General features: G+C 75.7%; 20 protein-coding genes. 14 read left to right on the top strand and 6 right to left on the bottom strand.

Translation table 11 applies throughout. From position 1 onward, the window contains the following. Positions 1–126: 126 nt before the first annotated feature. On the bottom strand, positions 127–936 hold the full coding sequence (locus tag ACF053_RS04480) for an IclR family transcriptional regulator (RefSeq protein ID WP_391952431.1): 810 nt from the start codon (positions 934–936) through the stop codon (positions 127–129). Positions 937–1,274: 338 nt separating this feature from the next. Here ACF053_RS04480 and allB point away from each other — a divergent pair, with 338 nt between their 5' ends. The 3 genes from allB to ACF053_RS04465 all read left to right on the top strand — a co-directional run bounded on the left by allB (position 1,275) and on the right by ACF053_RS04465 (position 5,218). Continuing rightward, positions 1,275–2,615, top strand: a complete 1,341-nt coding sequence (gene allB, locus ACF053_RS04475) for an allantoinase AllB (RefSeq protein WP_391952430.1) — start codon at positions 1,275–1,277, stop codon at positions 2,613–2,615. 5 nt (positions 2,616–2,620) lie between these two features. Next, entirely contained in the window at positions 2,621–3,763 is a 1,143-nt protein-coding gene (alc, locus tag ACF053_RS04470) for an allantoicase (RefSeq protein WP_391952639.1), read from the top strand. An 834-nt stretch (positions 3,764–4,597) separates the two neighbouring features. Beyond that, positions 4,598–5,218 carry a dihydrofolate reductase family protein gene (locus ACF053_RS04465; protein WP_391952429.1) on the top strand — a complete coding sequence of 207 codons (621 nt, stop codon included), beginning with the start codon at positions 4,598–4,600 and terminating at the stop codon, positions 5,216–5,218. A 188-nt stretch (positions 5,219–5,406) separates the two neighbouring features. Here ACF053_RS04465 and ACF053_RS04460 read toward each other — a convergent pair whose 3' ends face one another. Further along, the gene (locus ACF053_RS04460; protein WP_391952428.1) at positions 5,407–6,423 is read right to left on the bottom strand and encodes a Gfo/Idh/MocA family protein; all 1,017 of its coding nucleotides are present in this window, start codon (positions 6,421–6,423) and stop codon (positions 5,407–5,409) included. 163 nt (positions 6,424–6,586) lie between these two features. On the opposite strand from ACF053_RS04460, the gene ACF053_RS04455 reads away from it, so the two are divergent. From ACF053_RS04455 to ACF053_RS04415, 9 genes are all read left to right on the top strand, one after another. Then, positions 6,587–7,306 carry a GntR family transcriptional regulator gene (locus tag ACF053_RS04455; protein ID WP_391952638.1) on the top strand — a complete coding sequence of 240 codons (720 nt, stop codon included), beginning with the start codon at positions 6,587–6,589 and terminating at the stop codon, positions 7,304–7,306. A 225-nt stretch (positions 7,307–7,531) separates the two neighbouring features. Continuing rightward, positions 7,532–8,551, top strand: coding sequence for a sugar ABC transporter substrate-binding protein (locus ACF053_RS04450; RefSeq protein WP_391952427.1), 1,020 nt, complete (start codon positions 7,532–7,534; stop codon positions 8,549–8,551). After that, positions 8,548–9,597, top strand: a complete 1,050-nt coding sequence (locus ACF053_RS04445) for an ABC transporter permease (protein ID WP_391952426.1) — start codon at positions 8,548–8,550, stop codon at positions 9,595–9,597. The genes ACF053_RS04450 and ACF053_RS04445 overlap by 4 nt, the downstream gene beginning before the upstream one ends. After that, positions 9,594–10,463, top strand: a complete 870-nt coding sequence (locus tag ACF053_RS04440; RefSeq protein WP_058940210.1) for an ATP-binding cassette domain-containing protein — start codon at positions 9,594–9,596, stop codon at positions 10,461–10,463. The genes ACF053_RS04445 and ACF053_RS04440 overlap by 4 nt, the downstream gene beginning before the upstream one ends. Further along, on the top strand, positions 10,460–11,638 hold the full coding sequence (locus ACF053_RS04435) for an ROK family glucokinase (RefSeq protein ID WP_391952425.1): 1,179 nt from the start codon (positions 10,460–10,462) through the stop codon (positions 11,636–11,638). Before ACF053_RS04440 ends, ACF053_RS04435 begins: the two co-directional genes overlap by 4 nt. Positions 11,639–11,829: 191 nt before the next feature. Beyond that, positions 11,830–12,306, top strand: coding sequence for a hypothetical protein (locus ACF053_RS04430; RefSeq protein WP_391952637.1), 477 nt, complete (start codon positions 11,830–11,832; stop codon positions 12,304–12,306). Positions 12,307–12,517: 211 nt separating this feature from the next. Beyond that, on the top strand, positions 12,518–12,766 hold the full coding sequence (locus tag ACF053_RS04425; RefSeq protein ID WP_391952424.1) for a hypothetical protein: 249 nt from the start codon (positions 12,518–12,520) through the stop codon (positions 12,764–12,766). Positions 12,767–13,445: 679 nt separating this feature from the next. Then, positions 13,446–15,683, top strand: coding sequence for a hypothetical protein (locus ACF053_RS04420; protein ID WP_391952423.1), 2,238 nt, complete (start codon positions 13,446–13,448; stop codon positions 15,681–15,683). A gap of 83 nt (positions 15,684–15,766) precedes the next feature. Then, positions 15,767–16,084, top strand: coding sequence for a hypothetical protein (locus tag ACF053_RS04415; RefSeq protein WP_391952422.1), 318 nt, complete (start codon positions 15,767–15,769; stop codon positions 16,082–16,084). Between the two features lie 179 nt (positions 16,085–16,263). Here ACF053_RS04415 and ACF053_RS04410 read toward each other — a convergent pair whose 3' ends face one another. Both ACF053_RS04410 and ACF053_RS04405 read right to left on the bottom strand, forming a co-directional pair. Then, positions 16,264–17,496: a beta-ketoacyl-[acyl-carrier-protein] synthase family protein gene (locus ACF053_RS04410; protein ID WP_391952421.1), complete on the bottom strand. Its 1,233-nt coding sequence runs from the start codon at positions 17,494–17,496 to the stop codon at positions 16,264–16,266. 202 nt (positions 17,497–17,698) lie between these two features. After that, positions 17,699–18,784, bottom strand: a complete 1,086-nt coding sequence (locus ACF053_RS04405; protein ID WP_391952420.1) for an acyl-CoA desaturase — start codon at positions 18,782–18,784, stop codon at positions 17,699–17,701. 212 nt (positions 18,785–18,996) lie between these two features. On the opposite strand from ACF053_RS04405, the gene ACF053_RS04400 reads away from it, so the two are divergent. Continuing rightward, the gene (locus ACF053_RS04400) at positions 18,997–20,361 is read left to right on the top strand and encodes a hypothetical protein (RefSeq protein ID WP_391952419.1); all 1,365 of its coding nucleotides are present in this window, start codon (positions 18,997–18,999) and stop codon (positions 20,359–20,361) included. Positions 20,362–20,402: 41 nt separating this feature from the next. Further along, entirely contained in the window at positions 20,403–21,995 is a 1,593-nt protein-coding gene (locus tag ACF053_RS04395) for a peroxidase family protein (RefSeq protein WP_391952418.1), read from the top strand. Positions 21,996–22,116: 121 nt separating this feature from the next. Here ACF053_RS04395 and secD read toward each other — a convergent pair whose 3' ends face one another. Both secD and ACF053_RS04385 read right to left on the bottom strand, forming a co-directional pair. Then, positions 22,117–24,441 (bottom strand): protein translocase subunit SecD, encoded by a 2,325-nt coding sequence (gene secD, locus ACF053_RS04390; RefSeq protein WP_391952417.1) that lies wholly within the window; start codon positions 24,439–24,441, stop codon positions 22,117–22,119. Positions 24,442–24,627: 186 nt separating this feature from the next. Continuing rightward, entirely contained in the window at positions 24,628–25,032 is a 405-nt protein-coding gene (locus ACF053_RS04385; protein WP_391952416.1) for a hypothetical protein, read from the bottom strand. Between the last annotated feature and the right edge of the window lie 181 nt (positions 25,033–25,213).

Genomic DNA, 25,213 nt, shown 5'->3' with positions numbered 1-25,213 from the left:
CGCGCCGCGGGGCCGGTGCCGGCGCCCGGCCCCCACCGTCACCGCGGCGGGGACGCCGCTGCCGTCGCCGCCCGCTGCCTCCGGTCACGACTCCGGCCGGAGGGGCGGAAGGCCGGGGCGGGGGCGTCAGCCCTGCGGGGCCGTGGTGGTCGTGAGGGCGGTGGCGAGGTCGCGGGCGACCTCCTGCAGCACGGGCACGATCTTGTCGGTGGCCGCCTCGGTGACCCGCCCCGCCGGGCCCGAGATCGAGATGGCCGCCGGGGTGGGGGAGTCGGGCACGGACACCGCCAGGCAGCGCACCCCTATCTCCTGCTCGTTGTCGTCGACGGCGTACCCGGCCACCCGCACCTGCTCCAGCGCGGCGAGGAACCCGTCGGGCGTGGTGATGGTCTTCTCCGTCGCGGCCGGCATCCCGGTCCGGGCGAGCAGCGCGCGGACCTCCTCCGGCGGGGTGTGCGCGAGCAGGGCCTTGCCGACGCCCGTCGAGTGCGGCAGCACCCGGCGCCCCACCTCGGTGAACATGCGCATCGAGTGGCGCGACGGCACCTGTGCCACGTAGACGATCTCGTCCCCGTCGAGCAGCGCCATGTTGGCGGTCTCGCCGGTCTCCTCGACGAGCCGTGCCAGGTAGGGGCGCGCCCAGGTGCCGAGGAGGCGGGAGGCGGACTCGCCGAGGCGGATGAGCCGGGGCCCCAGGGCGTACCGACGGTTGGCCTGCTGCCGGACGTACCCGCAGGCCACGAGGGTGCGCATCAGCCGGTGGATGGTGGGCAGGGGCAGCCCGCTGCTGGCGGAGAGCTCGCTCAGCCCGACCTCGCCCCCGGCGTCGGCCATCCGCTCCAGGAGGTCGAAGGCACGCTCAAGGGACTGCACGCCACCGGTCCCGCCCGCGGGCTTGGCGGCGGCGTCGGGGGTGCTGGCGCTGGACGTCGGCACGTCAACGGTCCTTTCGAGGCGGATGGACAAGGCAGCAGCCTACCGGGCCCGCCCGGGCGGCACATCGTGCGCGACGGGGCATCCCGGCCGGTCAGGGACTGTTTGTCCGTGGTTCCGCGGCCTTGCGCGGGTGGTCCGGCACCCCCCTCCTGCGGGGAGATACGTTCTTCTCTGCGGAAGTCTATTTCCACTTTGTGGAATCTGCCAAGGGGAACTCCTCGCTCCGGGCGGCTCTTGACGGGGGCCGAGGGGCGGGTGAAGACTCCTTCAACAGTTCGTTGAAGCTCGCCGAAATGGACGGGAATGACGGAGACATCGGGATTGGGGAGAGTGTGGACGTGAAACCGGACGTGGACCTGGTGCTGCGCTCGACGCGGGTCGTCACCCCCGACGGCACGCGCGCCGCGGCCATCGCCGTGGCCGGCGGCACCATCACGGCGGTCCTGCCGTACGACACCGAGCCGCCCGCCGGGGCGCGCCTGGAGGACGTCGGCGACGACGTGGTCCTCCCCGGCCTGGTCGACACCCACGTCCACGTGAACGACCCCGGCCGCACCGAGTGGGAGGGGTTCTGGACCGCCACCCGGGCCGCGGCGGCCGGCGGCATCACCACCCTGCTCGACATGCCGCTGAACTCGCTGCCGCCCACGACGACCGTGGAGAACCTGTGCGTCAAGCAGGACGTGGCCCGACCCAAGGCCCACGTCGACGTCGGCTTCTGGGGCGGTGCCCTCCCGGACAACGTCAAGGACCTGCGGCCGCTGCACGACGCGGGCGTCTTCGGCTTCAAGTGCTTCCTGTCGCCGTCGGGCGTGGACGAGTTCCCGCAGCTCGACCAGGACCAGCTCGCCACCTCCCTCGCCGAGGTCGCCGGCTTCGGCGGCCTGATGATCGTCCACGCCGAGGACCCGCACCACCTCGACGCCGCCCCGCAGCGCGGCTCCGCCCGGTACGCCGACTTCCTCGCCTCGCGGCCCCGCGACGCCGAGAACACGGCCGTCGAGAACCTCGTCGCGCAGGCCCGCCGGCTCGACGCCCGCGTCCACGTCCTGCACCTGTCCTCCGCCGACGCGCTGCCGCTCCTGGCCGCCGCCCGCGACGAGGGCGTGCGCGTCACCGTCGAGACGTGCCCGCACTTCCTCACCCTCACGGCCGAGGAGGTGCCCGACGGCGCCACCGAGTTCAAGTGCTGCCCGCCCATCCGCGAGGCCGCCAACCAGGACGCCCTGTGGCAGGGTCTGGCCGACGGCGTCATCGACTGCGTCGTCTCCGACCACTCGCCGTCCACCGCCGACCTGAAGACCCCCGACTTCTCCACCGCCTGGGGCGGCATCTCCTCCCTCCAGCTGGGGTTGCCCGCCGTCTGGACCGAGGCCCGCCGCCGCGGGCACACCCTCGACGACGTCGCGCGGTGGATGTCCACCGCCCCCGCCGCGCTGGCCGGACTGGACCGCAAGGGCGCCATCGCACCCGGCCGCGACGCCGACTTCGCGGTCCTCGCCCCGGACGAGACCTTCACCGTCGACCCGGCGCGGCTGCACCACCGCAACCGCGTCACCGCCTACGCGGGCCGCACCCTGCACGGCGTCGTCACCTCCACCTGGCTGCGCGGCGTACGCATCGCCGAGCGCGGCAACCCCGCCGAGCCGAGCGGGCGACTGCTCGAAAGGAACAAGTGAATCCCGTGACCGACACCGGCATACCCCGCCACACCGGCGACGCCAGCCCCTACGGCGGCGGTGACCCGTACGCCGACTACCGCACCGCCGACCTGCCCTTCGCCGACCTCGTCGACCTCGCCGACCGCCGGCTCGGCGCCGGTGTCGTCGCCGCCAACGACGAGTTCTTCGCCGAGCGCGAGAACCTCCTCAAGCCCGGCCCCGCCGAGTTCGACCCCGAGCACTTCGGCCACAAGGGCAAGGTCATGGACGGCTGGGAGACCCGCCGCCGGCGCGGCGTCTCCGCCGACCTGCCCCACCCCACCGCCGACGACCACGACTGGGCGCTGGTACGGCTCGGCGCGGCCGGAGTGGTCCGCGGCATCGTCGTCGACACCGCCCACTTCCGCGGCAACTACCCCCAGGCCGTCTCCGTCGAGGGCGCCTCCGTACCGGGCTCGCCGTCCCCCGGGGAGCTCCTCGGCCCCGACGTCGAGTGGACCACCCTCGTCCCGCGCACGGCCGTCGGCGGGCACGCGGCGAACGGCTTCGCCGTCGACGTCCAGCGCCGCTTCACGCACCTGCGCGTCAACCAGCACCCCGACGGGGGCATCGCCCGGCTCCGCGTGTACGGCGAGGTGGCGCCCGACCCGGCGTGGCTGGCCGCGCTCGGCACCTTCGACGTCGCCGCCCTGGAGAACGGCGGCACCGTCGAGGACGCCTCCGACCGCTTCTACTCGCCGGCCACCAACACCATCCAGCCCGGCCGCTCGCAGAAGATGGACGACGGCTGGGAGACCCGCCGCCGCCGCGACCGGGGCAACGACTGGATCCGCTACCGGCTCGCCGAACGGGCCGAAATCCGCGCCGTCGAGATCGACACCGCGTACCTCAAGGGCAACAGCGCGGGCTGGGCCGCGCTCTCGGTGCGCGACGGCGGGGACGGGGGTGGCGACGGTGACGGTGGGGAGTGGACCGAGGTCCTGCCCCGGACCCGGCTCCAGCCCGACACGAACCACCGCTTCGTGCTCCCCGCGCCGGCCGTCGGCACGCACGTCCGCATCGACATCTACCCCGACGGCGGCATCTCCCGCCTGCGCCTCTTCGGGTCCCTGACGGAGGAGGGCGCCAAGCGCCTCACCGCCCGTCACCAGGAGCTCGGGGGCTGACCGCCCCCGGCCCGGGCAGCGACGACACCTGCCCGTGCGGGCGGGGCGGCCGACCCGACAGCACCGGCCGCCCCGCCCGACCCGACAGCCCCGCCCGACCCGACAACACCGGCCGCCCAGGCCCCCCGGCGCATCCCACGGCCCCGCGGGCCCGCTGGCGGCCCTCTGGTCTCGCTGCCCCACCGGTCCCGTCGGTCCCCGCAGGCCCCGTGGGTCTCGCCGCCCCTGCCGTCCCCGCAGCCCCGTGGGTCTCGCTCGGCCCGTAGTCCCCGCTGCCTCCGCAACCGCTGTTTGTCGTGCCGCCCCATGGGGCTCGTGGCCCCTGCCGTCCCCGCAGGCCCCGTGGGTCTCACCGCCCCCGCCGCCCCCGCCGCCTCCGCAGGCCCCGTGGGTCTCGCCGCCCTGTCGCCCCGCCTGCCCCGCCGCTTCTGCACGTCTCGCCTGTCCCGTCGGACGCGCCGCTCCCGTGGTCCCCGCTGCCGCGCTGCTCCCGCTGCCCCGCCGCTCCCGCTGTCTCCGCAGCTGCTGTGGGCGCGCCGCCCCGTAGGTCCTGCCTGTCCCACTGGTACCGCCGGTTCCGCTGCCCCCGCCGCTTTCGCTGTCCCGCCGGTCCCGCCGATCCGCCGGTCCGCCGGTCCCGTAGCCCCGTGGGTCTCGCCGCCCGCCCGCGCCCGCCCTGGCGGGCCGCGCTGCGGGCGGCGACGCTACGAGCGGGGCGCTCGAGGCGGGCACTGCTCCGTCGGTGGGACACGCGGGCCCGGTCGCCGCGCGCCGATGACTTCCGGGCGCCGCGCCGGTCTGAGCTGGTGACGGACCCCACGAAAGGCGCGCGCCATGGCTCAGCTCACCCTCACCGCCTTCCTCTCCCTCGACGGCGTCATGCAGGCGCCGGGAGGTCGCGAGGAGGACCCCTCCGACGGCTTCGACCACGGCGGCTGGCTCGTCCCCTTCGCGGACGAGGACATGGGCCGGTTCATGGTCGAGGTCTTCGACCGCGCCGACGCCTTCCTCCTCGGCCGGCGCACCTACGAGATCTTCGCCGGGTACTGGCCGCAGGTCACCGACCCGGACGACCCGATCGCGAGCCGCCTCAACACCCTGCCCAAGCACGTCGTCTCCCGGACCCTCGACCGGGTCGACTGGCACGGCTCCCGGCTCGTCGAGGGCGACCTCGTCGAGGCGGTCACCCGGCTCAAGGAGGGCCCCGGGCGCGAGGTCCAGGTCCACGGCAGCGCCCGCCTCGCCCAGGGCCTCATCGCCCACGGCCTCCTCGACCGGCTCAACCTGCTCGTCTTCCCCGTCTTCCTCGGCAGCGGCCGCCGACTCTTCCCCGCGGGCGGTACGCCCACCGCCTTCGAGCTGACCGGCCACCGCACGACGGGGACCGGCGCCACCATCCAGACGTACCGCCCCACCGGCCCCGCCACCTTCGGCACCTTCGGCGTGGGGGAGTGACCCGCGGCGGCGCCCCTGCCGCCGCGCCGTGCCGTACCCGTCCATGACGGCCGGCACCGCGAAGCCGACGACCGTCAGCCGCCGCCCCGGCCCGCCTCCGCGTAGCCCGGCGCCCGCTCCGCGTATCCCGTCCGCCTCACCGGCCCGCCGCGTGCCGCGACCCCGCGCCCCGGCCGGGCGCGCCGCGCTCAGGCCGCCGGTTCGAGGTCGGGGACCTCCGCCAGCCGTACGGCCCGGCGCTCCCGGCGCGACAGCTCGCACGCCTCGGCGACGCGCAGCGCCTCCAGCGCCTGCCGGCCGTCGCAGGGGTTGTCCCGCTCGCCCAGCACGAAGCGGACGAAGGCGTCCAGCTCCGCCTCGTACGCCGGGGCGAACCGCTCCAGGAAACCCGTCCACGGGCGGGTGGCGGCGGGTGGCCCCGACGGCTCGGCCGAGGTGATCGGCGTACGGTCGTCCAGGCCCACGGCGAGCTGGTCGAGCTCCCCGGCGAGCTCCATGCGCACGTCGTACCCGGCGCCGTTGCACCGGGTGGCGGTCGCCGTCGCCAGGGTGCCGTCGTCGAGGGTGAGCAGCGCGGCCGCCGTGTCGACGTCGCCCGCCTCCCGGAAGAGCGCCGGGCCGGCGTCGGACGCGGCGGCGTACACCTCGACCACCTCCCGGCCGGTCACCCAGCGGACCATGTCGAAGTCGTGGACGAGGCAGTCGCGGAACAGGCCGCCCGAGAGCGGCAGGTACGCGGCGGGCGGCGGGGCCGGGTCGGAGGTGACGGCGCGCACCGTGTGGAGCCGACCCAGGCGCCCGGCGCGCACCGCCTCCCGGGCCGTCGTGTACCCGGCGTCGAAACGGCGCATGAAGCCCAGCTGGAGCGGGGTGCCCGCGGCCGTCACCGCGCGCAGGGCGCGGAGCGTGGACGGCAGGTCCGCGGCGATCGGCTTCTCGCAGAAGGCGGGCAGTCCCGCGCGGGCGGCGCGGGTGAGGAGGTCGGCGTGGGCGGAGGTCGCGGAGGTGATCACCACGGCGTCCACCCCCCAGCTGAAGATCTCGTCGACCGAGGGCGCGACCGTGGCGCCGACCGCGCGGGCGAGTCGCCCGGCCCGCTCGGCGTCCACGTCGGTGAGGACCAGACCGCCCACTCGCGCATGCCGACTCAGCACGTTCGCGTGGAACGTGCCGATACGACCGGTTCCGATCAATCCGATACGCATGTCCCAAAGTGGGTCACGCCGGAACCGGCATGTCAAGCACGTGTCCGACCCCGGAGCGCACGACCGCAGGCCACTTCCCGCCACCAGGGGACGCGGTTACGCTCCCCCCGTGCCCAAGCAGCCCAGCGACCGGACAGGCCCCGCCGCCGCACTGCCGCTCAGCGTGGACCACACCAGCCCCGTCCCGCTCTACTTCCAGCTCTCGCGGCAGCTGGAGGCCGCCATCGCGACCGGCGCGCTCACCCCGGGCAGCCTCCTCGGCAACGAGATCGACCTGGCCGACCGGCTCGGTCTCTCCCGCCCCACCGTCCGCCAGGCGATCCAGGCGCTCGTCGAGAAGGGGCTGCTCGTCCGCCGCCGGGGCGTCGGCACCCAGGTCGTGCACAACAGGGTCAGGCGCCCCCTGGAGCTCAGCAGCCTCTACGACGACCTGCAGGCGGCCGGGCAACACCCCACCACCCGCGTCCTGGACCACCGCCTCGAACCGGCCGACGCCCGGACCGCCGCGGCCCTCGACGTACCCGAGGGCAGCGACGTCCTCCGCGTCGAGCGGCTGCGCAGCGCCCGCGGCGAGCCCGTGGCCCGGCTCCGCAACCACCTCCCCGCCGGGACGGTCGACCTCGACGCCGCGCGGCTGGAGTCCACCGGCCTGTACCGGCTGATGCGCGCCGCGGGCGTCACGCTGCACAGCGCCCACCAGTCCATCGGCGCCCGCACCGCGACCCGGCACGAGGCCGCGCTTCTCGACGAGGCCGAAGGCGCCCCGCTGCTCACCATGGAGCGCACCACGTACGACGACACCGGCCGCCCGGTGGAGCTCGGCTCCCACCTCTACTGCGCCTCCCGCCACTCCTTCGAGCTCCACCTCCTCGCCCGCCCCTGAGGCCTGTCTTTCGGATCCTGCCGGGCTCGCGGCCGGCCTGGTCCGAAAGACGGGCCCCAGGGGGCGTCCGCGGGGCCCCGCACGGCCGGCCCCGCCCGGTCGGTGGCGCCCCGGTGGGTACCCCCGGCGGCGACATGCCGGATACTTGGCCAGTCGGTAAGGGGCGAATCGCCCGGTCCGGCAGCGACAGGGACCGCACGGGGCAGCGAGAAGGGCGACGAGGTCGTGGCAAGGGTTCGGACAGGAGTACGCGCGGTGGCCGCCGTGTTGGTGGCGGCACTCGGCATGACCCTCACGGCCTGCAGCGCCACGGGCGGCAAGCGCGCCGAGGACGCGCGCAGGGCGGCCGCGGAGGCCGCCGAGGGCCGGGCGAACGTCACCACGCCCCGCTGGACCGTGGCCATGGTCACGCACTCCGGCGACGGCGACAGCTTCTGGGACATCGTGCAGAAGGGCGCCCGCCAGGCCGCGGCGAAGGACAACATCGACTTCCTCTACGCGCACAGCGACGAGGGCCAGCAGCAGGCGCAGCTCGTCGACTCCTACGTCGACAAGAAGGTCGACGGGCTCATCGTCACCCTCGCCAAGCCCGACGCGCTCAAGGCGTCCGTCGCCCGCGCCGTCGCCGCCGGCATCCCCGTCATCACGGTGAACTCCGGCTCCGCCCAGTCCGAGGCGTTCGGCGCCCTCACCCACATCGGGCAGGACGAGACCGTCGCCGGCCAGGCCGTCGGCGACGAACTGGACCGGCGCGGCCGCAAGAAGGCCCTGTGCGTCCTGCACGAGCAGGGCAACGTCGGCCACGAGCAGCGCTGCGCCGGCGTCCGCGAGACCTTCGGCGGCCGGCTGCAGAACCTCCACGTCGACGGCACCAACATGCCCGACGTCCAGGCGTCCATCGAGGCCAAGCTGCAGAGCGACCCCACGATCGACGCCGTCGTCACCCTCGGCGCGCCGTTCGCCGACGCCGCCGTCCAGGCCAAGCGCACCGCGGGTTCCCGCGCCGAGGTCGACACCTTCGACCTGAACGCCAAGGTCGCCGCCGGCCTCGGCAACGGCAACCTCGGCTTCGCCGTCGACCAGCAGCCCTACCTCCAGGGCTACGAGGCCGTCGACCTGCTGTGGCTCTACCGCTACAACGCCGACGTCCTCGGCGGCGGCCGCCCCGTCCTCACCGGGCCGCAGATCATCACGCGCGAGGACGCCGCCGCCCTCGCGCAGTACACCGAGCGGGGCACCCGGTGACCGCCGCCGCACCGCCCGCCGTCCCCGACCGGGACGAGCGGCTGACGCCCGCCTCCCCGCTCCGCAGGCTGCTGGCCCGCCCCGAGCTCGGCTCGGTCGTCGGCGCCGCCGCCGTCTTCCTCTTCTTCGCGGTGGTCGCCGACGGCTTCCTGCGCGCCGCCAGCTTCGGCACCGTCCTGTACGCCGCGTCGACGATCGGCATCATGGCCGTCCCCGTCGCCCTGCTCATGATCGGCGGCGAGTTCGACCTGTCCGCGGGCGTCCTCGTGACGACGGCCGCGCTGGTCTCGTCGATGGTCAGCTACCAGCTGACCGCCAACGCCTGGGTCGGCGTCGCCGTCTCCCTGCTGGTCAGCCTCGGCGTCGGCTGCTTCAACGGGTTCGTCCTCACCCGCACCCGGCTGCCCAGCTTCATCGTCACGCTCGGCACCTTCCTGATGCTGACCGGGCTGAACCTCGGGCTCACCAAGCTCGTCAGCGGCACCGTCTCCACCAAGACCATCGCCGACATGGAGGGCTTCGACTCGGCGCGGGCCCTCTTCGCCTCCGAGACGACCGTCGGCGGCGCCACCCTCAAGGTGACGATCCTGTGGTGGCTCGGTCTCGTCGCCGTCGCCACCTGGATCCTGCTCCGCACCCGCTTCGGCAACTGGATCTTCGCGGTCGGCGGCAACGCCGACGCGGCCCGCGCCGTCGGCGTCCCCGTGCACCGCACCAAGACGCTCCTCTACATGGGCGTCGGCTTCTGCGCCTGGGTCTCCGGCCAGCACCTGCTCTTCTCCTACGACGTCGTCCAGTCGGGCGAGGGCGTCGGCAACGAGCTGATCTACATCATCGCCGCGGTCATCGGCGGCTGCCTCATCACCGGCGGCTACGGCTCCGCCGTCGGCGCCGCCGTGGGCGCGTTCATCTTCGGCATGACCAGCAAGGGCATCGTCTACGCCGAGTGGAACCCCGACTGGTTCAAGTTCTTCCTCGGAGCGATGCTGCTCCTCGCGACCCTCCTCAACGCCTGGGTCCGCAAGCGCGCGGAGGCCACCTCATGACGACGGCACTCGTGGAACTCGACGGCGTCAGCAAGCACTACGGCGGCGTCCGCGCCCTGCAGGACGTCTCCCTCCAGGTCCACGCCGGGGAGATCACCTGCGTCCTCGGCGACAACGGCGCCGGCAAGTCCACCCTCATCAAGATCATCTCCGGGCTGCACCGCCACGACGCCGGCACCCTGCGCGTCGACGGCCGGGAGACCGCCCTCTCCTCCCCGCGCGAAGCCCTCGACCTGGGCATCGCCACCGTCTACCAGGACCTCGCCGTGGTCCCCCTCATGCCGGTCTGGCGCAACTTCTTCCTCGGCTCCGAGCCCACCACCGGCAAGGGCCCCTTCAAGCGCCTCGACGTGGCCCGGATGCGCGCGACCACCCGCGCCGAGCTGCTGCGCATGGGCATCGACCTGCGCGACGTCGACCAGCCCATCGGCACCCTCTCCGGTGGCGAGCGCCAGTGCGTGGCCATCGCCCGCGCCGTCCACTTCGGCGCCAAGGTCCTCGTCCTGGACGAGCCCACCGCCGCGCTCGGCGTGAAGCAGTCCGGCGTCGTCCTCACGTACGTGGCCGCCGCCCGCGACGCCGGCCTCGGCGTGGTCCTCATCACCCACAACCCGCACCACGCCCACCTCGTCGGCGACCGCTTCGTCCTGCTCAAGCGCGGCGTCATGGCCGGCAGCCACACCAGGGACTCGGTCACCCTCGACGAGCTCACCCGCCAGATGGCCGGCGGCAGCGAGCTGGAGGCCCTGCGCCACGAGCTGGAACGCGCCCCCGCGGCTGGCAGAATCGAGGACGGCGGGCACCGTCCGCCGCCGGACCCGCGGCGCGGCCGGCCCACCGACCCGCAGGGACGACAGGACCCGTGAGCACGCACCGCGACATCCCCCGCGTCCCGGAACGCGGCACCGTCCTGCGCACCGTCGGCAGCCGGGAGCGCCGCTCCCACCTGAGCGCGCCCCGCGTCCCCACCGTCGGCATCGACATCGGCGGCACGAAGGTGATGGCGGGCGTCGTGGACGCCGACGGCAGCATCCTGGAGAAGGTCCGCGCCGAGACCCCCGACAAGTCCAAGAGCCCCAAGGTCGTCGAGGACACCATCGTCGAGCTCGTCCTCGACCTGTCCGACCGGCACGACGTCCACGCCGTCGGCATCGGCGCCGCCGGCTGGGTCGACGCCGACCGCAGCCGTGTCCTGTTCGCCCCCCACCTCGCGTGGCGCAACGAGCCGCTGCGCGACTCCCTCCAGGCCCGGCTCGCCGTCCCGGTCATGGTCGACAACGACGCCAACACCGCGGCGTGGGCCGAATGGCGGTTCGGCGCCGGCCGGGGCGAGGAGCACCTCGTCATGATCACCCTCGGGACCGGCATCGGCGGCGCCATCCTGGAGGACGGCCGCGTCAAGCGGGGCAAGTACGGCGTCGCCGGCGAGTTCGGCCACATGCAGGTCGTCCCCGGCGGCCACCGCTGCCCGTGCGGCAACCGCGGCTGCTGGGAGCAGTACAGCTCCGGCAACGCCCTCGTCCGCGAGGCGCGGGAACTGGCCGCCGCCGACTCGCCCGTCGCGTACAACATCGTCGAACGCGTCAAGGGGAACATCCCCGACATCACCGGCCCGCTCATCACGGAGCTCGCCCGCGAGGGCGACGCCATGTGCGTCGAGCTCCTCCAGGACATCGGCCAGTGGCTGGGCGTCGGCATCGCCAACCTCGCCGCAGCCCTCGACCCGTCCTGCTTCGTCATCGGAGGCGGCGTCAGCGCCGCCGACGACCTGCTGATCGTCCCGGCCCGGGACGCCTTCCGCCGCCACCTCACGGGCCGCGGCTACCGCCCCGAGGCCCGTGTCGCCAAGGCGGAGCTCGGCCCCGAGGCGGGTATGGTCGGGGCCGCCGACCTGGCCCGGCTGGTCGCCCGCCGCTTCCGCCGCGCCAACCGGCGCCGCGTCGAGCGCTACGAACGGTACGAACGGTACGCGCAGGTCCTCCGCCCCGGCGGCGGCCGCACCCTCCGCTCCCGCAGCACCACCGAGGAACCAGGAGCATGAGCCCCACCGCCGACTCCCGCACCGACCACCCGACCCCCGACCGGGACCGGGTCCAGGACCGGGTCCAGGACCGGGACGGGACCCAGGACCGGGCCGGAGCCCGGGACCGGGCTCCGGCCCGGCGCTCCGCCCCGCCCGCGGGCGAGACCCACCGCCAGACGGTCCGCCGCCGTTGGTACACCGCCCTCGTCATCGTCCTGCTCATCGGCATCCCCGCCGGCTACCTGGCGATCTCCGCCGAGCAGAGCCGGTCCAGCGGCCGCGACAAGGAGGCCGAGTCGTCCGTCACCGGCCTCCGGGACAGCTGGCCGTCGAAGATGAAGCGCCGCGTCTTCGAGGTGCCGATCCCGGCGCGGTCCCGGGAGGTCGCCTACTTCGAGACGAGCAACTGGAAGTCGAGCCGGCTCTACGTCCGGTTCACCACCACCGGGGCGGGCCTCGACGCCTTCCTCGACGACGTCGGCACCAGCCGCTCCGAGCTGGCCCCCGGCGACATCACCGTCGCCGACCGCGACGCCGCGACCGTCGACTGGACGTTCCCCGCCCACCGCGACTGGGCCGGCACCACCCACCGGCAGGACCGCCCCCGCCCCACCCGCGACATCACCGTCGACCTCACCGACCCGGCGGCCCCGCGCGTGTACGTCGTCTCCACCGCCACCCCCTGACCGGCCCTGACCACCGCGGCCGCCGCCCCCCGGGCCGGACCTGCGGCGCAGGGCGCCGGCCCGGCGGGCCCGCGCCGCGTCCCACCGCCGGGCGCGCGCCCCGACAGGCATGGTCGGCCCCGGCCGGGTGATGATCCCGGCACGGGCCGCCCGGCGGCCCGGTCGTCCAGGACGGCCCGAGCGGCCGAGTGACCAGGGAGGCGGAACCCGCATGATCGACGAGAAGCACGTCCGTGAGCTGCTGGAAAGGCCCGACGACGAGGCGGCGCTCGTCCTGCTGGAGGGACGCGCGCAGGTGGTCGGGCCCGCCGACCTCACCTCCGCGCCGTACCGCGGCGCCGCGGTCCTCCTCACCCGTGCGGACCTCGTGGACCGGCTCGGCGGCGACTCCCCGTCGGAGGACGAGGCACGGGCCGTCGCGTCGGCCCTGCGGACGGCGACCCGCGACCTCGGCGCCTGACGAGGCGTCCGACGGACACCCCGTACCGGCTCTTCCCCCGGCGACCCGCGGTGGCTGCGGCCGGGGGGGCGATCGGTGGCGCCCGGGGTGAGCAGTGGCGGCCGGTGGCGACGGACGGCACCACGGGCGCGCGGCGGATCACGGCGGGTGCGCGCGGCCACTCCTTGCGTGGCGAGCCGGCCGTCGTCCTTGCCGCGGCTGGTCCGAGCCCCGGGCGCGACCGGCGGGCGACTGTGGGCGATCGGCGGTGGCTGCGGCCGGGGGTGATCGGCGGCGCCCCGGGGTGAGCAGTGGCGGCCGGTGGCGCGGCCGCGATCGGCGGCCGCCGGGGCAGCTGATGGCGGTTGTGACGGGCGGTGACGGCGGCGGCCCGGGGGCGGGGCGGGCGGTGACCGGGGCGCTCGCGGCTCGCCGCGCGGGCCGTGGCCGCCGGTACGGCCGCGACCGTACCGGCGACCGGGGGCGCGGCCGGCGCGCCTGAGGGTGGCAGTCGGCGGCGGCCTGCGCGGGGGCGGCCGGGGCCGGGGCCGGTGGTGTTCGCGCTGGCCGTCGCGGGCCCGGGTGACCGGTACGGGTGCGCCGCCGGCAGCCCGGGATGCGCGGGCGGGCGTGAGGCCGCAGGATCGGCCCGGAGGGGCCGAACCGGTCGGCCCGGCGTTCACGTCCCTGCGAGGCCGCCATGGGGTCCCATCACCACGCCGGCGCGGAGCACCCCGGCGAGTCCGCCGCCGCCGACACCGCGCGCCTGCTGCGCGAGGCGGCCTTCGAGGTGTCGCGCAGCGCCCGGGAGGTCCGGGGCGTCGCCGCGCGGACCGGCGCGCTGCTCGGCTCGTCCGGGTTCACCCGGTCGACCCTGCGCCACCCCCGGACGGGTGTGGCCGCGCAGTGGGCGCTCGTACGGGCGTTGACGAACGGGGCGGGCCTCGGCTTCGCCCTGGGAGCCGGTGACGGGGCCCTGCGGCGGATGGGCCAGGCCGGCGAGGTCTGCGGCCGGGAGAGCCTGGCGAACCGGGTCGCCGTGACGTCGCTGCGGCTGCGCGCCGGCGCCGTCCTGGCCCACCACCCCGAACTGGAACGGGACCCGGGCATGCGGCGCCTGATGGAGGCGGTCACCGGCGACCGGGACGTGGAGGCGCTGCGCGCCCTGCGGGCCCTGCTGAAGGACAAGGGCGCGGAGCGGGCCATGTCCACGATCGCCCCCCTCTTCGCCGAGCTCTCCGCCATCCGCGCGCTCCTCGACGAGAACCCCCTCAACGACGAGGTGGGCTGGCAGATCGCGACCGGCGAGGCGCTGCACGCCGACCCGTGGTTCGGGATCTCCGCCCGCCACCTGGCGGCGTTCGACGCCGGGGAGGGGGCAGCCGTACCGGTGGAGCCCGACGGCGACGAGCCGTGGCCGCTCGCCGCGGAGGGTTCGCTCATGGGCTTCCTCCGCAACATCGACGCCCTCGGCACGGACGGCCGCATCCTGATCCAGGACGTGCGCGGGCCCGACGGCGTCGTGCGGCACGTCCTCCAGGCCCCCGGCATGGCCCCGGGCAAGCCCCGCAACGACTCGCCGCAGGACTTCGTCGGGGCGTGGAGCAACCTGTTCGATCCCGAGTCCTCGTACACGCGCGGGATCCTGCTGGCCATCGACGAGTACGGGCTGCCCGCCGGCGCCGACCTCGCGCTCGTCGGCCACAGCGAGGGCGGCATCGCCCTGATGAACCTGGCGCAGAACGACGAATTCTGCCGGCGCTTCCGGGTGACGCACGTGGTGGCCGTCGGTTCCCCCATCGACAACAAGCGGCCCGCCGACCCCCGCACGTGGGTGGCGAGCGTCACCAACCAGCACGACCTCGTCCCCACCCTGGACGGCCGCGGCGCCGGCTCCGGCTCGGTCTTCACCCCGCACCCCGACTGGTACGAGGTGGACTACATCGACTCCAGCCACGACTTCCCGCTCTGCCACTCCCTCGGCACGTACCTGGGGAACCTGGAGGCGGACCTGCCCGACGCCCGGCACGACATCGACGAGGCACTGACGCCCTACCGGGGGCCCGTACTGCGCTCCCAGGTGTACCAGCTGAAGGACCGGGCGAACCCGCCGCAGGGGTACCCGCTGCTGACGGTGCCCGTCGCCCCGGTGGCCACCTCGGCGGGACCGGCGGAGCTGCCGGTGCGGTACTACGACTCGACGGCCGTCGTCGCGGTCTTCGCCGTGGAGCCCGGGCGCGCGGCCTCCCTGCTGTCCGACACGTCCTGGATGAGCCCCACCCGGATCGGCCGCCGGGTGCTGGTGGCGCTCTCCGCGTACGAGCACCGCTGCGCGAGCGTCGGACCCTACAACGAGCTGAGCCTCGCCGTCCTCGTCAACGACCTGTGGCGGCCCCGCGCCCACGACGTGCTGCGCGAGCTGCTGCGCCGCGCCGACACCCGCCGCACCGGTCGCCAGGTGACGGCCCTGGCCGTCACCACCCCGGAGGCCGAGGCGGTCAGCCGGGAGGTGTGGGGCCAGCCCGCCACCAGGGCCTTGCTCGACGTACGGCTGACGGCCAACCGCCTGCACGCCGTCCTCGCCGCGCCCGCGCCCACCCCGGGAGGAGCGACGACGGCGGGGGCGGAGGCGGGGCGGCCGCTCGTCACGCTCACCGGCGACCTCGGCCCGTACGTGCCCGCCCCGCACGTCGACTGCGTCCTGTACGGCCGCACGGCCGACGCGACCCTGCGGTCGATGGTCCACTGCGCGGGCCGCCAGCGGTTCCACGCCGCGCCCCGGGTACGCCTGCGCTGCGCGCCGGGGCACGCGGCGGAGGACGAACCGCTCGCGCGGCAGGTCCGGGCGCTCGGGCTGGACGGCGCACGGCCGCTGTGCGTGCTCAGCGCCCCGGCCTACCAGGCCCGCCGCGGCGCGGGAGCGCCCCTGCCCCGCTGAGGGCGGGGGCCGGTGAGGGGGCAGCGGCCGGGGCCCGGGGAGCCGGGGAGCCGGGAACGACGTCAGGAGAGTGAGGGAACCGCATGACCGAGGACGCCGTACGGCACGACGACGGACCGCCCGCCCCCGAGGAGCGTCTGCGTGCCGACGCGGACGTGCTGGCCGGCGCCGCACGGCGACTGCTGGCGCAGGCCGCCGCGCTGGAGGGGCGGCCCGGGGTGCCCGACTGGTGCGTGCCCACGCTCCGCCGGCAGGCCGAGTGCTGCCGGGTGGCCGCGCGGGACGTACGGGAAGCGGCGGTCCTGCTCGACCGGCACGCCACCCGCGCCGGGAACGATCGCGCCGCCGCCGCCGCCGCCGCCACCACCACCCGCCCCGCGCCGCGCCCGTCGACGGCCTGACGGCGGTGGGCCACCGCCCTGACGTGCCGTCGACCGCGCCCACCGGCCCCGGACGCCCCGCCGCCCGGCCGGGCCGGTGAGCCCCGACGATCCGTCAGCCGTCAGCCGTCAGCCGTCAGCCGTCAGCCCCGAGGCACCGGCATCCCGTCAGCCGACCGGCCGGCTCCGCACCCGCCGCCTCAGGGCGCGCGCAGTACGAGCGCCGTGTTCTGACCGCCGAAGCCGAACGACGTGCTGACCGCCGTCCGCATCCGGGGGACGCGGCGGGGCGCTGCGGTGACGACGTCCAGTTCCGCCCCCGGCTCCTGGCGGGTCAGGTTGGCCGTCGGCGGGATCGTGCCGTGCTGCAGGGACAGCACCGTGAGCACGGCCTCGATGGCGCCGGCCGCGCCCAGGGCGTGGCCGATGACGCTCTTGTTCGCCGTCACCGGCGGGTCGTGCCGGAAGAGGCGGCGCAGCATGCGCGCCTCGGTGACGTCGTTGAGCGGGGTGGACGTGGCGTGCGCGTTGACGTGGTCGACGTCGTGCGGGGCGCAGCCGGCGTCCTCCAGCGCCGCGACCACCGCGGCCTCGGCGCCGCGGGCCTCCGGGTGCGGGGCGGCGGGATGGTGGGCGTCCGCGCTGGCCCCGTAACCGGCGAGGTAGCCGCGGACCGCGGCGCCGCGCCGGTGGGCGTCCTCGGCGCGCTCCAGCACCATCACGGCGGCCCCCTCGCCCGGCACGAAGCCGTCGCGTTCCACGTCGAAGGGGCGGGACGCCGTTGCGGGGTCGGAGCGGCGCGAGGACATGGCCCGCATCTGGCCGAAGCAGGTGGTCGTCATCCGGCTGCGCGCCGACTCGCTGCCCCCGGCCAGCACGATGTCGCAGCGACCCGCGCGGAGCAGGTCCAGGGCCGTCCCGAGCGCGGTCGCCCCGGAGGCGCAGGCGCTGCTGGTGGTGAAGTTGACGCCGTGCGCCCCGAGGTCGAGAGCCACCTCCGCCGCGGCCATGTTCGGCACGCTGCGGGTGACCTGGTAGGGCGAGACGCGGTGGCCGCGGTCCTCCCGGAGCAGCCGGAAGGCCTCCTCGTAGGAGTGCAGGCTGTTGCTGCCCACGCCGAGGACGACGGCGACGCGGTCGCCGCGCCACCGCGCCGGGTCCAGGCCGGCGTCACCGACGGCCTGGCGGGCGGCGACCACCGCCATCTGGGCGTACGGGTCGAGGCGCCGCGCGGTGGCGTGCCCGAGTGCCGTGCGGACCACGAAGTCGGGCACCGCGCAGGAGAAGTCGGTCCGCAGCCCGGCGAGCACCGGGTCGGGGCGTGCCACCGACACGCCGCGCAGCAGGGTGGCCCAGGTCGTGTCGGGGCAGGTCCCCGCCGGAGTCAGGAGCCCGACGCCGGTGACGGCGACGTCGCGCGTGCGAGGGCCCAACGGGGAACCTCCGGTGTCGGGCGGGCACGGCCCGCCTCCCCGTCCACCCGCCGGGCCGCGCCTCCACCGGCGCGGGTGGGGCGGGGCCCGTTCGGGCGGGACGGTACGCGGTGCGGTGCGGGACGGTGTGCGGACGGTCCCTGCCTACCACCACCGGGGCCCGCCGCGGGGACTGCCGCCGACCGCGACACGCGCGGCGAGCTCACCGTTCACTCCATCGTGGGGCGGTGCCGGGCAGCGCCCGGCCGGCGAGCCGCTCCCGGTCCGGCCAGCGGACGTCGTGGGCCCACCCCCTGCGTTCGAAGAACCGGATGAGGGCGGCGGTCGCGTCGGGCTGTCCGCGCAGCGCGCCGTGCCGGGCGCTGGTCGGGTCGGCGTGGTGCAGGTTGTGCCAACCCTCGCCGAACGTGAGGAGCGCGACCCACCCCACGTCGCGGGACTGGTCCCGGCTGCGGTAGTGCTGTGGGCCGAAGGCGTGGGCGATGGAGTTGACCGACCAGGTGACGTGGTGGACGACGGCGTAGCGCACCAGGCTCCCCCAGAAGAAGGCGGTCGCGGCACCGGCCCAGGACTGGGTCCACAGGCCGCCGACCAGTGGGGGCAGCGCGAACGACACGGAGACCGTCAGCCAGTACCAGCGGTCCAGCCGTGCGATGTCCGGGTCGGCCAGGACGTCGGGCGCGTAGTGCGCGAGGTCCGCGCGCCGCCGCCGCGCGAACCAGCCGATCTGCGCGTGCCACAGACCGCGCAGCAGGGCGCGGCGCCCGGTGCCGAACGCCCAGGGCGAGTGCGGGTCGCCGGGCCGGTCGGAGTACTGGTGGTGGCGGCGGTGCTCGGCGACCCACAGGGCGACGGGCCCCTGCAGGGCCATGCCGCCGGCGAGCGCGAGGGCGATGCGCAGGGGGCGCTTCGCCTTGAACGCCTGGTGGGTGAAGTGCCGGTGGTAGCCGGTGGAGATGCCGGCGATCGAGACCGCGTACATGACCACGCCCAGCGCCACGTCGAGGCCGCTCGCGCCCCACCCCCAGGCGAAGGGCAGTGCGGCGGCGAGCACGACGAAGGGCAGCACGATGATGCCGACCAGGTAGCCCGTGTACTCGGCCCCCGACACGGGCACCGTGCCGGCCCGGGACCCGGCGGACGGTCCGCCCGGCGCCGCGGTCGGGCCGCCCGGCCCCGTGGTCGGGTCGCCCCGCCCCGGGGAGGGTTCGTCCGGCCCCGGGGACGGTTCGTCCGGCCCGGCGGCGTCGCCGGTGGCCGGCGCCGGGGGTTCGCCTCGTCGAAGCATGCTGTGCGGCCTCCTGTCTGCGCCGGGTGGGTCCCGCCCCATGCTGCGCCGCCGCCGGTCCCGCCGGGCGGCGGCGCGCGGCCGCGCCCGTGTGCCGCGGGCAGGTTCACACCGACAGCGCGGCCCGGGTGCGGGCACCGGGAGCCCGTGCCGTAATGGGGAGGAGTCCGCCGGCGGCCCCTCGTGTCGCCCTGCCACGTCTGGGTGGTCCCATGGAGTTCCTCGCGGAGTACGACGCGATCCCGACGGCCGACGCCCCGGGGCGCGTGGGTCTGCTCAGGCGGCGCATGAAGGCCGACGGCCCCGCCCTCCTGCGCGAACTGCGCGAGCGGCGGCCGGTGTTCGCCACCCCGGTCGGCGTCTTCGTCACCCGCATGGCCGACGTCATGGAGGTGCTGTCCACCCCCGACGTGTTCACCGTCGGCGTGTACGGGCCGGTCCTGGAGGAGGCCCTGCACGGGCCGTTCATGCTCGCCCGGGACGGCGCCGACCTCCACTGGCACGACCGCGCCCACGCCCAGCTGATGCTGCCCGCGGAGGACGTCGCACCGGTGCGCCGCCTGACCGCCCGGATCGCGGACGACGCCCTGGACCGGGCGGTCGCGGTGGCGCGCATCGAGGGCCGGACGACGTTCGACTACGTCCAGGAGTACGCCGCCCCGGTCGCCGCCCGCGTCGCCCGGGAGTACCTGGGGTTCACCGACGTCCCCGAGGAGACCCTGCACACCCTCTCCCAGCGGGTGCAGCGGGCCGTCTTCGTCAACCAGGAGAAGGACCCGGAGGTGCACGCCTCCGGGGTGGCGGCCGGCAAGGAACTGCACGACGTCGTGGCCGGCGTCATCGCCCGCCGCCGCGCCGCGGCAACCCGGCCGGGCACGGGCACGGGCACCGCGGGCACGGCCGCGCGGGGGCCGGCGGACGGCTCGACGCCGCACGAGACGCCCCCGGACGACGTCCTCGGACGGATGCTGCGCACGTCCCTCCCACCCGGCACGGGCCGCGAGCTGGACGACGAGCGGATCAACCACCAGCTCGTCGGTTACCTGATCGGCTACCAGCAGAACGCCGCCCAGTGCGCGGCCACCGCCCTGAAGGAGCTCGCCTCGCGCCCCGACGAGCTCGCCCGCGCCGAACGGGCGGCCGCCGACGAGGACCCCGCGGTCTTCGACGGCTACGTGTGGGAGGCGCTGCGGTTCCACCCCTTCGTCCCGTCGACGCCGAGGCTCTGCGTCCGCGACCACGTCCTCGCCGCCGGCACGCCCCGCGCGACCCCCCTCGCCCCGGGCACCGTCGTCCACGCGCACCTGGCGTCGGCGATGTTCGACGGGACGGTCGTCGAGGAGCCGTACGCCTTCCGGCCGGACCGCACGCCCGTGCACAACCTGGTGCTGGGCCACGGCGCGCACGACTGCGTGGGCAAGTACCCGGCCCGGGCGATCGTCCCGGAGACGGTCCGCCGCGTGCTGCTGCGCCCGGGCGTCCGTCCCCTGCCCGGCGCCGTGCGCGACCTCGACTACGCGGGCACCCCGTACCCCCAGCACTACACCGTGACGGCGGGCGCGACGGCGTCGTCCTGACGCACCCGCCCACCGACACGACCAGGAGAGGGCCAGCACGGATGACCACCAGCTCGCGCCGCGCGCGCACCGGGACCGGCGACGGCCGCGACCCGTCCAGGGACGGCTGGCGCAACCGCGTCGAGGCGCACGTCCTCACCCACTACGAGCCGCTGTGGCGGGCCGTGCAGGGCAACCGGTGGCTGTACCGCAGGACCAACGCCGCACTGACGGACCTCGCCATCCTCAAGGCGCCGCCGCGGCCCAACCCGCTGAGCACACTGGCGCCCTACACCTCGTGGGCCTCCCTGACGGACCGCTCGTACGTCGGCCGGCACCTCCCTCCCGACACCGCGCCGCACCCGGGCCGCCCCGCCCCCGCCCGGGCGGCGGAGCTCTTCCGCCGCGACGGCGAGGGCGCCGCCTGCGCCCGCTCGACGGCGCTGCTGCCCGCCTTCGCCCAGTGGTTCACCGACGGCTTCCTGCGCGGGCACGGCCGGGGCGGCGACCCCCGGCGCACCGACTCCCCTCACACCATCGACCTGGTGCAGCTGTACGGCGCGAACGCGGAGGCGACGGCGTGCCTGCGGGAGTTCGAGGGCGGCCGGCTCAAGAGCCGCACGGTGGGCGGCGGCGAGTTCCCGCCGCTGCTGTGCGACCAGGGGCGGATCAAGGCGGAGTTCGAGGCGCTGAAGCCCGTCCGCTGGGAGGACGTCCCGGAGCAGCTGCGCGACACCGTGTTCGCGGCCGGCGGCGACCGGGCGCACGCCCACCTCGGCCCCATGCTCGTCAACGTGCTGTTCCTCCGCGAGCACAACAGGATCGCCGGGCTGCTGACGCGCGCCCACCCCACGTGGGACGACGAACGGGTCTTCCAGACCACCCGCAACATCCTCGTGGTGATGACGATCCGGCTGGTGCTGGAGGAGTACATCAACCACCTGACGCCCTTCCACTTCCGCTTCCGCCTCGACCCGCGGCGCACGGTCAGGTCCAGCTGGTACCGGGAGAACTGGTCGACGATCGAGTTCAGCCTGGTGTACCGCTGGCACAGCCTCGTCCCGTCCACGTACCGGATCGGCGGTCGGGACGTGCCGCTGCTGCACACCCTCGCCAACGGCCGGCTCATCGAGGAGCGCGGCATGGGGCCCCTCTTCGACGACCTGTCCCGCCAACCAGCCGGGCGCATGAGCCTGTTCAACACCGACCCCCTGCTCCTGCCCATCGAGGAGCGCAGCGTCGAGGTGAGCCGCGCGCTGGAGGTCGCCCCGTACAACGACTACCGCGAGCACTTCGGCTTCCCCCGGGCGACCGACCTGCGCCAGGTGACGGGGGACCCGGCGGTGCTGGAAGCGCTGCACGACCTGTACGGCGGCGTCGACGAACTGGACCTGTACGTCGGCATCTTCGCCGAGGACGCCCGCCACGGCAGCCTCTTCGGCAACCTGCTCGGGCGGATCATCGGCATCGACTCGTTCTCGGAGGCCCTGACCAACCCGCTCCTGTCGCCGCGGCTGTTCACCGCGGCCACCTTCTCCCCCGAGGGGATCGACATCCTGCGCCGCACGCGCACCCTCTCCGACGTCGTCCACCGCAACCTCCCGGAGGACGACGGACGGTACCTCGTCTCGCTCGGCGCGAAGCGGAAGCGGTAGCGGACGGCCGGGCCGGTGCGTCGGGGCCCGCGGGAACCGGACCCACCCCGTCAGGGCCCCGGGGCCGACGCCCGCCCCGCGGGCCGTCGGCGGCCCGGGCCGGCCCGCCGACGGCCGGGGGTCAGACCACGGCTCCGTGGCGGTCGCGGGACCGCGCCGCACGGTCCCCGTCCGACGGTTCCCCGTCCCGCGAGCGCTTCGGGAACCGCTCCTGGAGCAGCACGGTCACCGGCATCGCGGTGAACACCGTCGACGCCATGCCCGCCACGACTCCCGCCAGCAGCGCCACGGCGAAGTCGGTGAGCGAGTCCCCACCCAGGAACGCCAGGGCGACCAGGACGAACAGCGCGCCCATGCCGGTGTTCACCGTCCGCGGCATCGTCTGCGCCACCGCCCGGTCCGCCAGCTCCGCCCACCCCGCCGACGTGCCGGTACGGCGCAGTTCCCGCAGCCGGTCCAGGACGACCACCGTGTCGTTGACCGAGTACCCGACGACCGTCAGCAGTGCGGCGAGGAAGACGCTGTCCACGGGCTTGCCCCACCAGGCGAAGAGGCCCACCACCAGCAGCACGTCGTGCGCCATCGCCACCACCGCAGCCGCCGCGAACGTCCAGCGGAAGCGGACCGACAGGTAGAGGAGCTGCGCCCCGATCGCCAGCCCGAGGGCGAGGAGCGCGTACGTGCGCAGTTCGCTGCCGAGGCTGGGGCCGATCCGGTCGTCGCGCTCGACGGTCACCGCTCCGGCGACCCGCGTGAGCGCCTCCCGGATGCGCCGCTGCTCGTCCTCGCCGGTCTCCTGGGTGCGTACGGACACGTCGTTGTCCCCGGTGGTCTGCACCACCGCGTGCGGGAACCCGGCGTCGACGACCGCGGCGCGGGCGGCGTCCGCGTCGACGGGGCGCTCGGCCGTGTACTGCGTGACCCGCCCGCCGGTGAACTCGACGCCGAACTCCAGGCCGCGCACGCCGATCCCGCCCACGGCGAGCACCACCAGACCGGCGCAGACGCCCAGCCAGCGCCGCCGGTGGCGCATCAAGCGAGGCGGCCGCCGCACGAGCCGCGCGCGCAGCCGACCGGTGGTGGCCATGCCGGTGAGGGCGGGCCGCCGGGCGACACACCGCCGGGACACCGCCCATTCGGCGAGCAGCCGCGTGATCAGCATGGCCGAGACCATGGAGGCGAGCACGCCGATCGCGAGGGTCACCCCGAAACCCTTCACCGGCCCGGTCGCGAACACGAAGAGCAGGCCGGCGGCGAGCAGCGTCGTCACGTTCGAGTCGGCGACCGCGCTCCACGCCTTCGTGAACCCGGTGCGCAGCGGGTGCCGCAGGTCGCGGGCCGCGCCGCGCGACCCGGCGCCCGGCCTCGTGTACTCCTCCCGGGCTCGCTCGAAGACGAGGACGTTGGCGTCGACGGCGATGCCGATGGCGAGGACGAAGCCGGCCAGGCCCGGAAGCGTCAGCGTCGCGCCGAGCGCGACGACGGCGGCGTACGACAGCAGCCCGTACAGCCCGAGGGCGAGGGCGGCCAGCAGACCGAGCAGCCGGTACACGACGACGATGAAGACCCCCGTGCAGACGAGCCCGATGACCGCGGCGAGCGCGCTGGCCCTGATCGCCTCGGCGCCGAGCGTGGGACCGACGGTGCTCTGCTCGACGGTCGCCACGGGCACCGGCAGGGCGCCCCCCTTCACCAGGGCCGCGAGGTCACGCGCCTCACCGGCCGAGAAGCCGCCCGTGACCTGGGCCGCGCCACCGGTGATCCCCGCCCGGCAGGCCACGCTGCTCTGCATCCCGGGCGCGGAGACGATCCGGTCGTCGAGGACCATCGCCACCCTCCGGGCGGGATCCGACGGCGCGGCGCACGCCGCCTCCCCCGTGAGCCGCGCCCAGGCGTCGGCGGCTCCGCCGCGGAAGGTCAGGTCGACCGTCCAGCCGAGGCCCGACCGGGTGTCGAACACCGCCTCGGCGTCCTCGACCCCGTCGCCCGTCAGGGCCGGCGGGCCCAGTCGCAGGTGGGCGCCGGGCGTGTCGGGGTCGGCGAGGACGCGCGAACCGTCCGTCGCCGGGCCGCCGGCGGGGCCCGCGGTGGCCCCGGTGACGGAGTGGAAGGTGAGTTGCGCGGTGCGGCCGATGACCTCGGCGGCCCGGCGCGGGTCCTGCACTCCGGGGAGTTCGACGACGATGCGGCGTTCCCCGGAGCGGACGAGCGACGGTTCGGCCACGCCCAGGCCGTCGACCCGGCGGCGCAGCACCTCCAGCGCGCGGTCGGTGGCGGCGGCGTCGGCGCGCACGGTGGGCGAGTCCCGGGTCTCCAGGACGATGCGGGTCCCGCCGCGCAGATCGAGTCCGAGGCGGGCGGGTGTGGTGAGGGCGACGTAGAGGGAGACGCCGACGACGGCGAGCGCGACGAGCGCGCGCCAGAACGTGGCACGGCGAGATGACATGAGTACTCCACGGGCGGTCCGCGGGAGCCGGCCGCCCGCCGCTGCGGGGCGGGCGGCCGGGCCCCGGGACGGGCGGACGCAGGGGAAGCGCGCCTCGGGGGGCATCGGCCGTCACGGCCGGATGCCCCTACCGTCCCCGGTCGCGGGCATGCCGCGGACTCCCGGGACGGCGGGCGCGTGGAAACGTCAGCTGTCCGGGGAGGACGGAGGGCCGCGGATGTACCGCGGGTCGTGGGTGCCACGGGGCGGGCCCCGCTCCTGGCGCGGCCCGCAGGCCGCCACGCCGCGCAGCGGCGCCGGGGTGAACGCGCCCACGGGCAGGGCCGCGGCCGGCGGCTCACCGGGCGGCCGTACGGTGTGCTCCCGGGCCGTCGTCCTCGCCGAGGCCGCGTCCGAGGTGGCGGACTCCGGTGCGGGCCGGGCACCGGGGCGCACGACGTCGGCGCGTGCGGAAGCGGTGGGGAGCGCGGCCGGACCGGCGGCGGCGTGGGCGGCCGGGGCCGTGCCGAACAGGACCAGGACCAGGGACCAGGCCGCCAGGAGCACGGACGGCAGGGCACCCGCGACGGTCCGGCGCGCACGTCCGCCCATCTCCGCCCCCCGCCCCTGCCCTCGTCCCGTCGCGCCGCCGAACGCCGGTGCGACGGCCCACTGTAGCGAGCCCCCGCGACACGCACACGCCCCCGCGCGGGTGCGCCCCCGGCCGGCGGACGGGACCCGCCCGACCCGCACCCGGACACGCGAGGGAACCCGTCGCGCGGGCGCCGGGGCT

The sequence above is a fragment of the Streptomyces kanasensis genome, from assembly GCF_043077165.1.
GTDB lineage: Bacteria > Actinomycetota > Actinomycetes > Streptomycetales > Streptomycetaceae > Streptomyces > Streptomyces changanensis.
The sequence above is the reverse complement of the archived record's forward strand: the minus strand, read 5'-3'. Positions and strand labels throughout refer to the sequence as shown.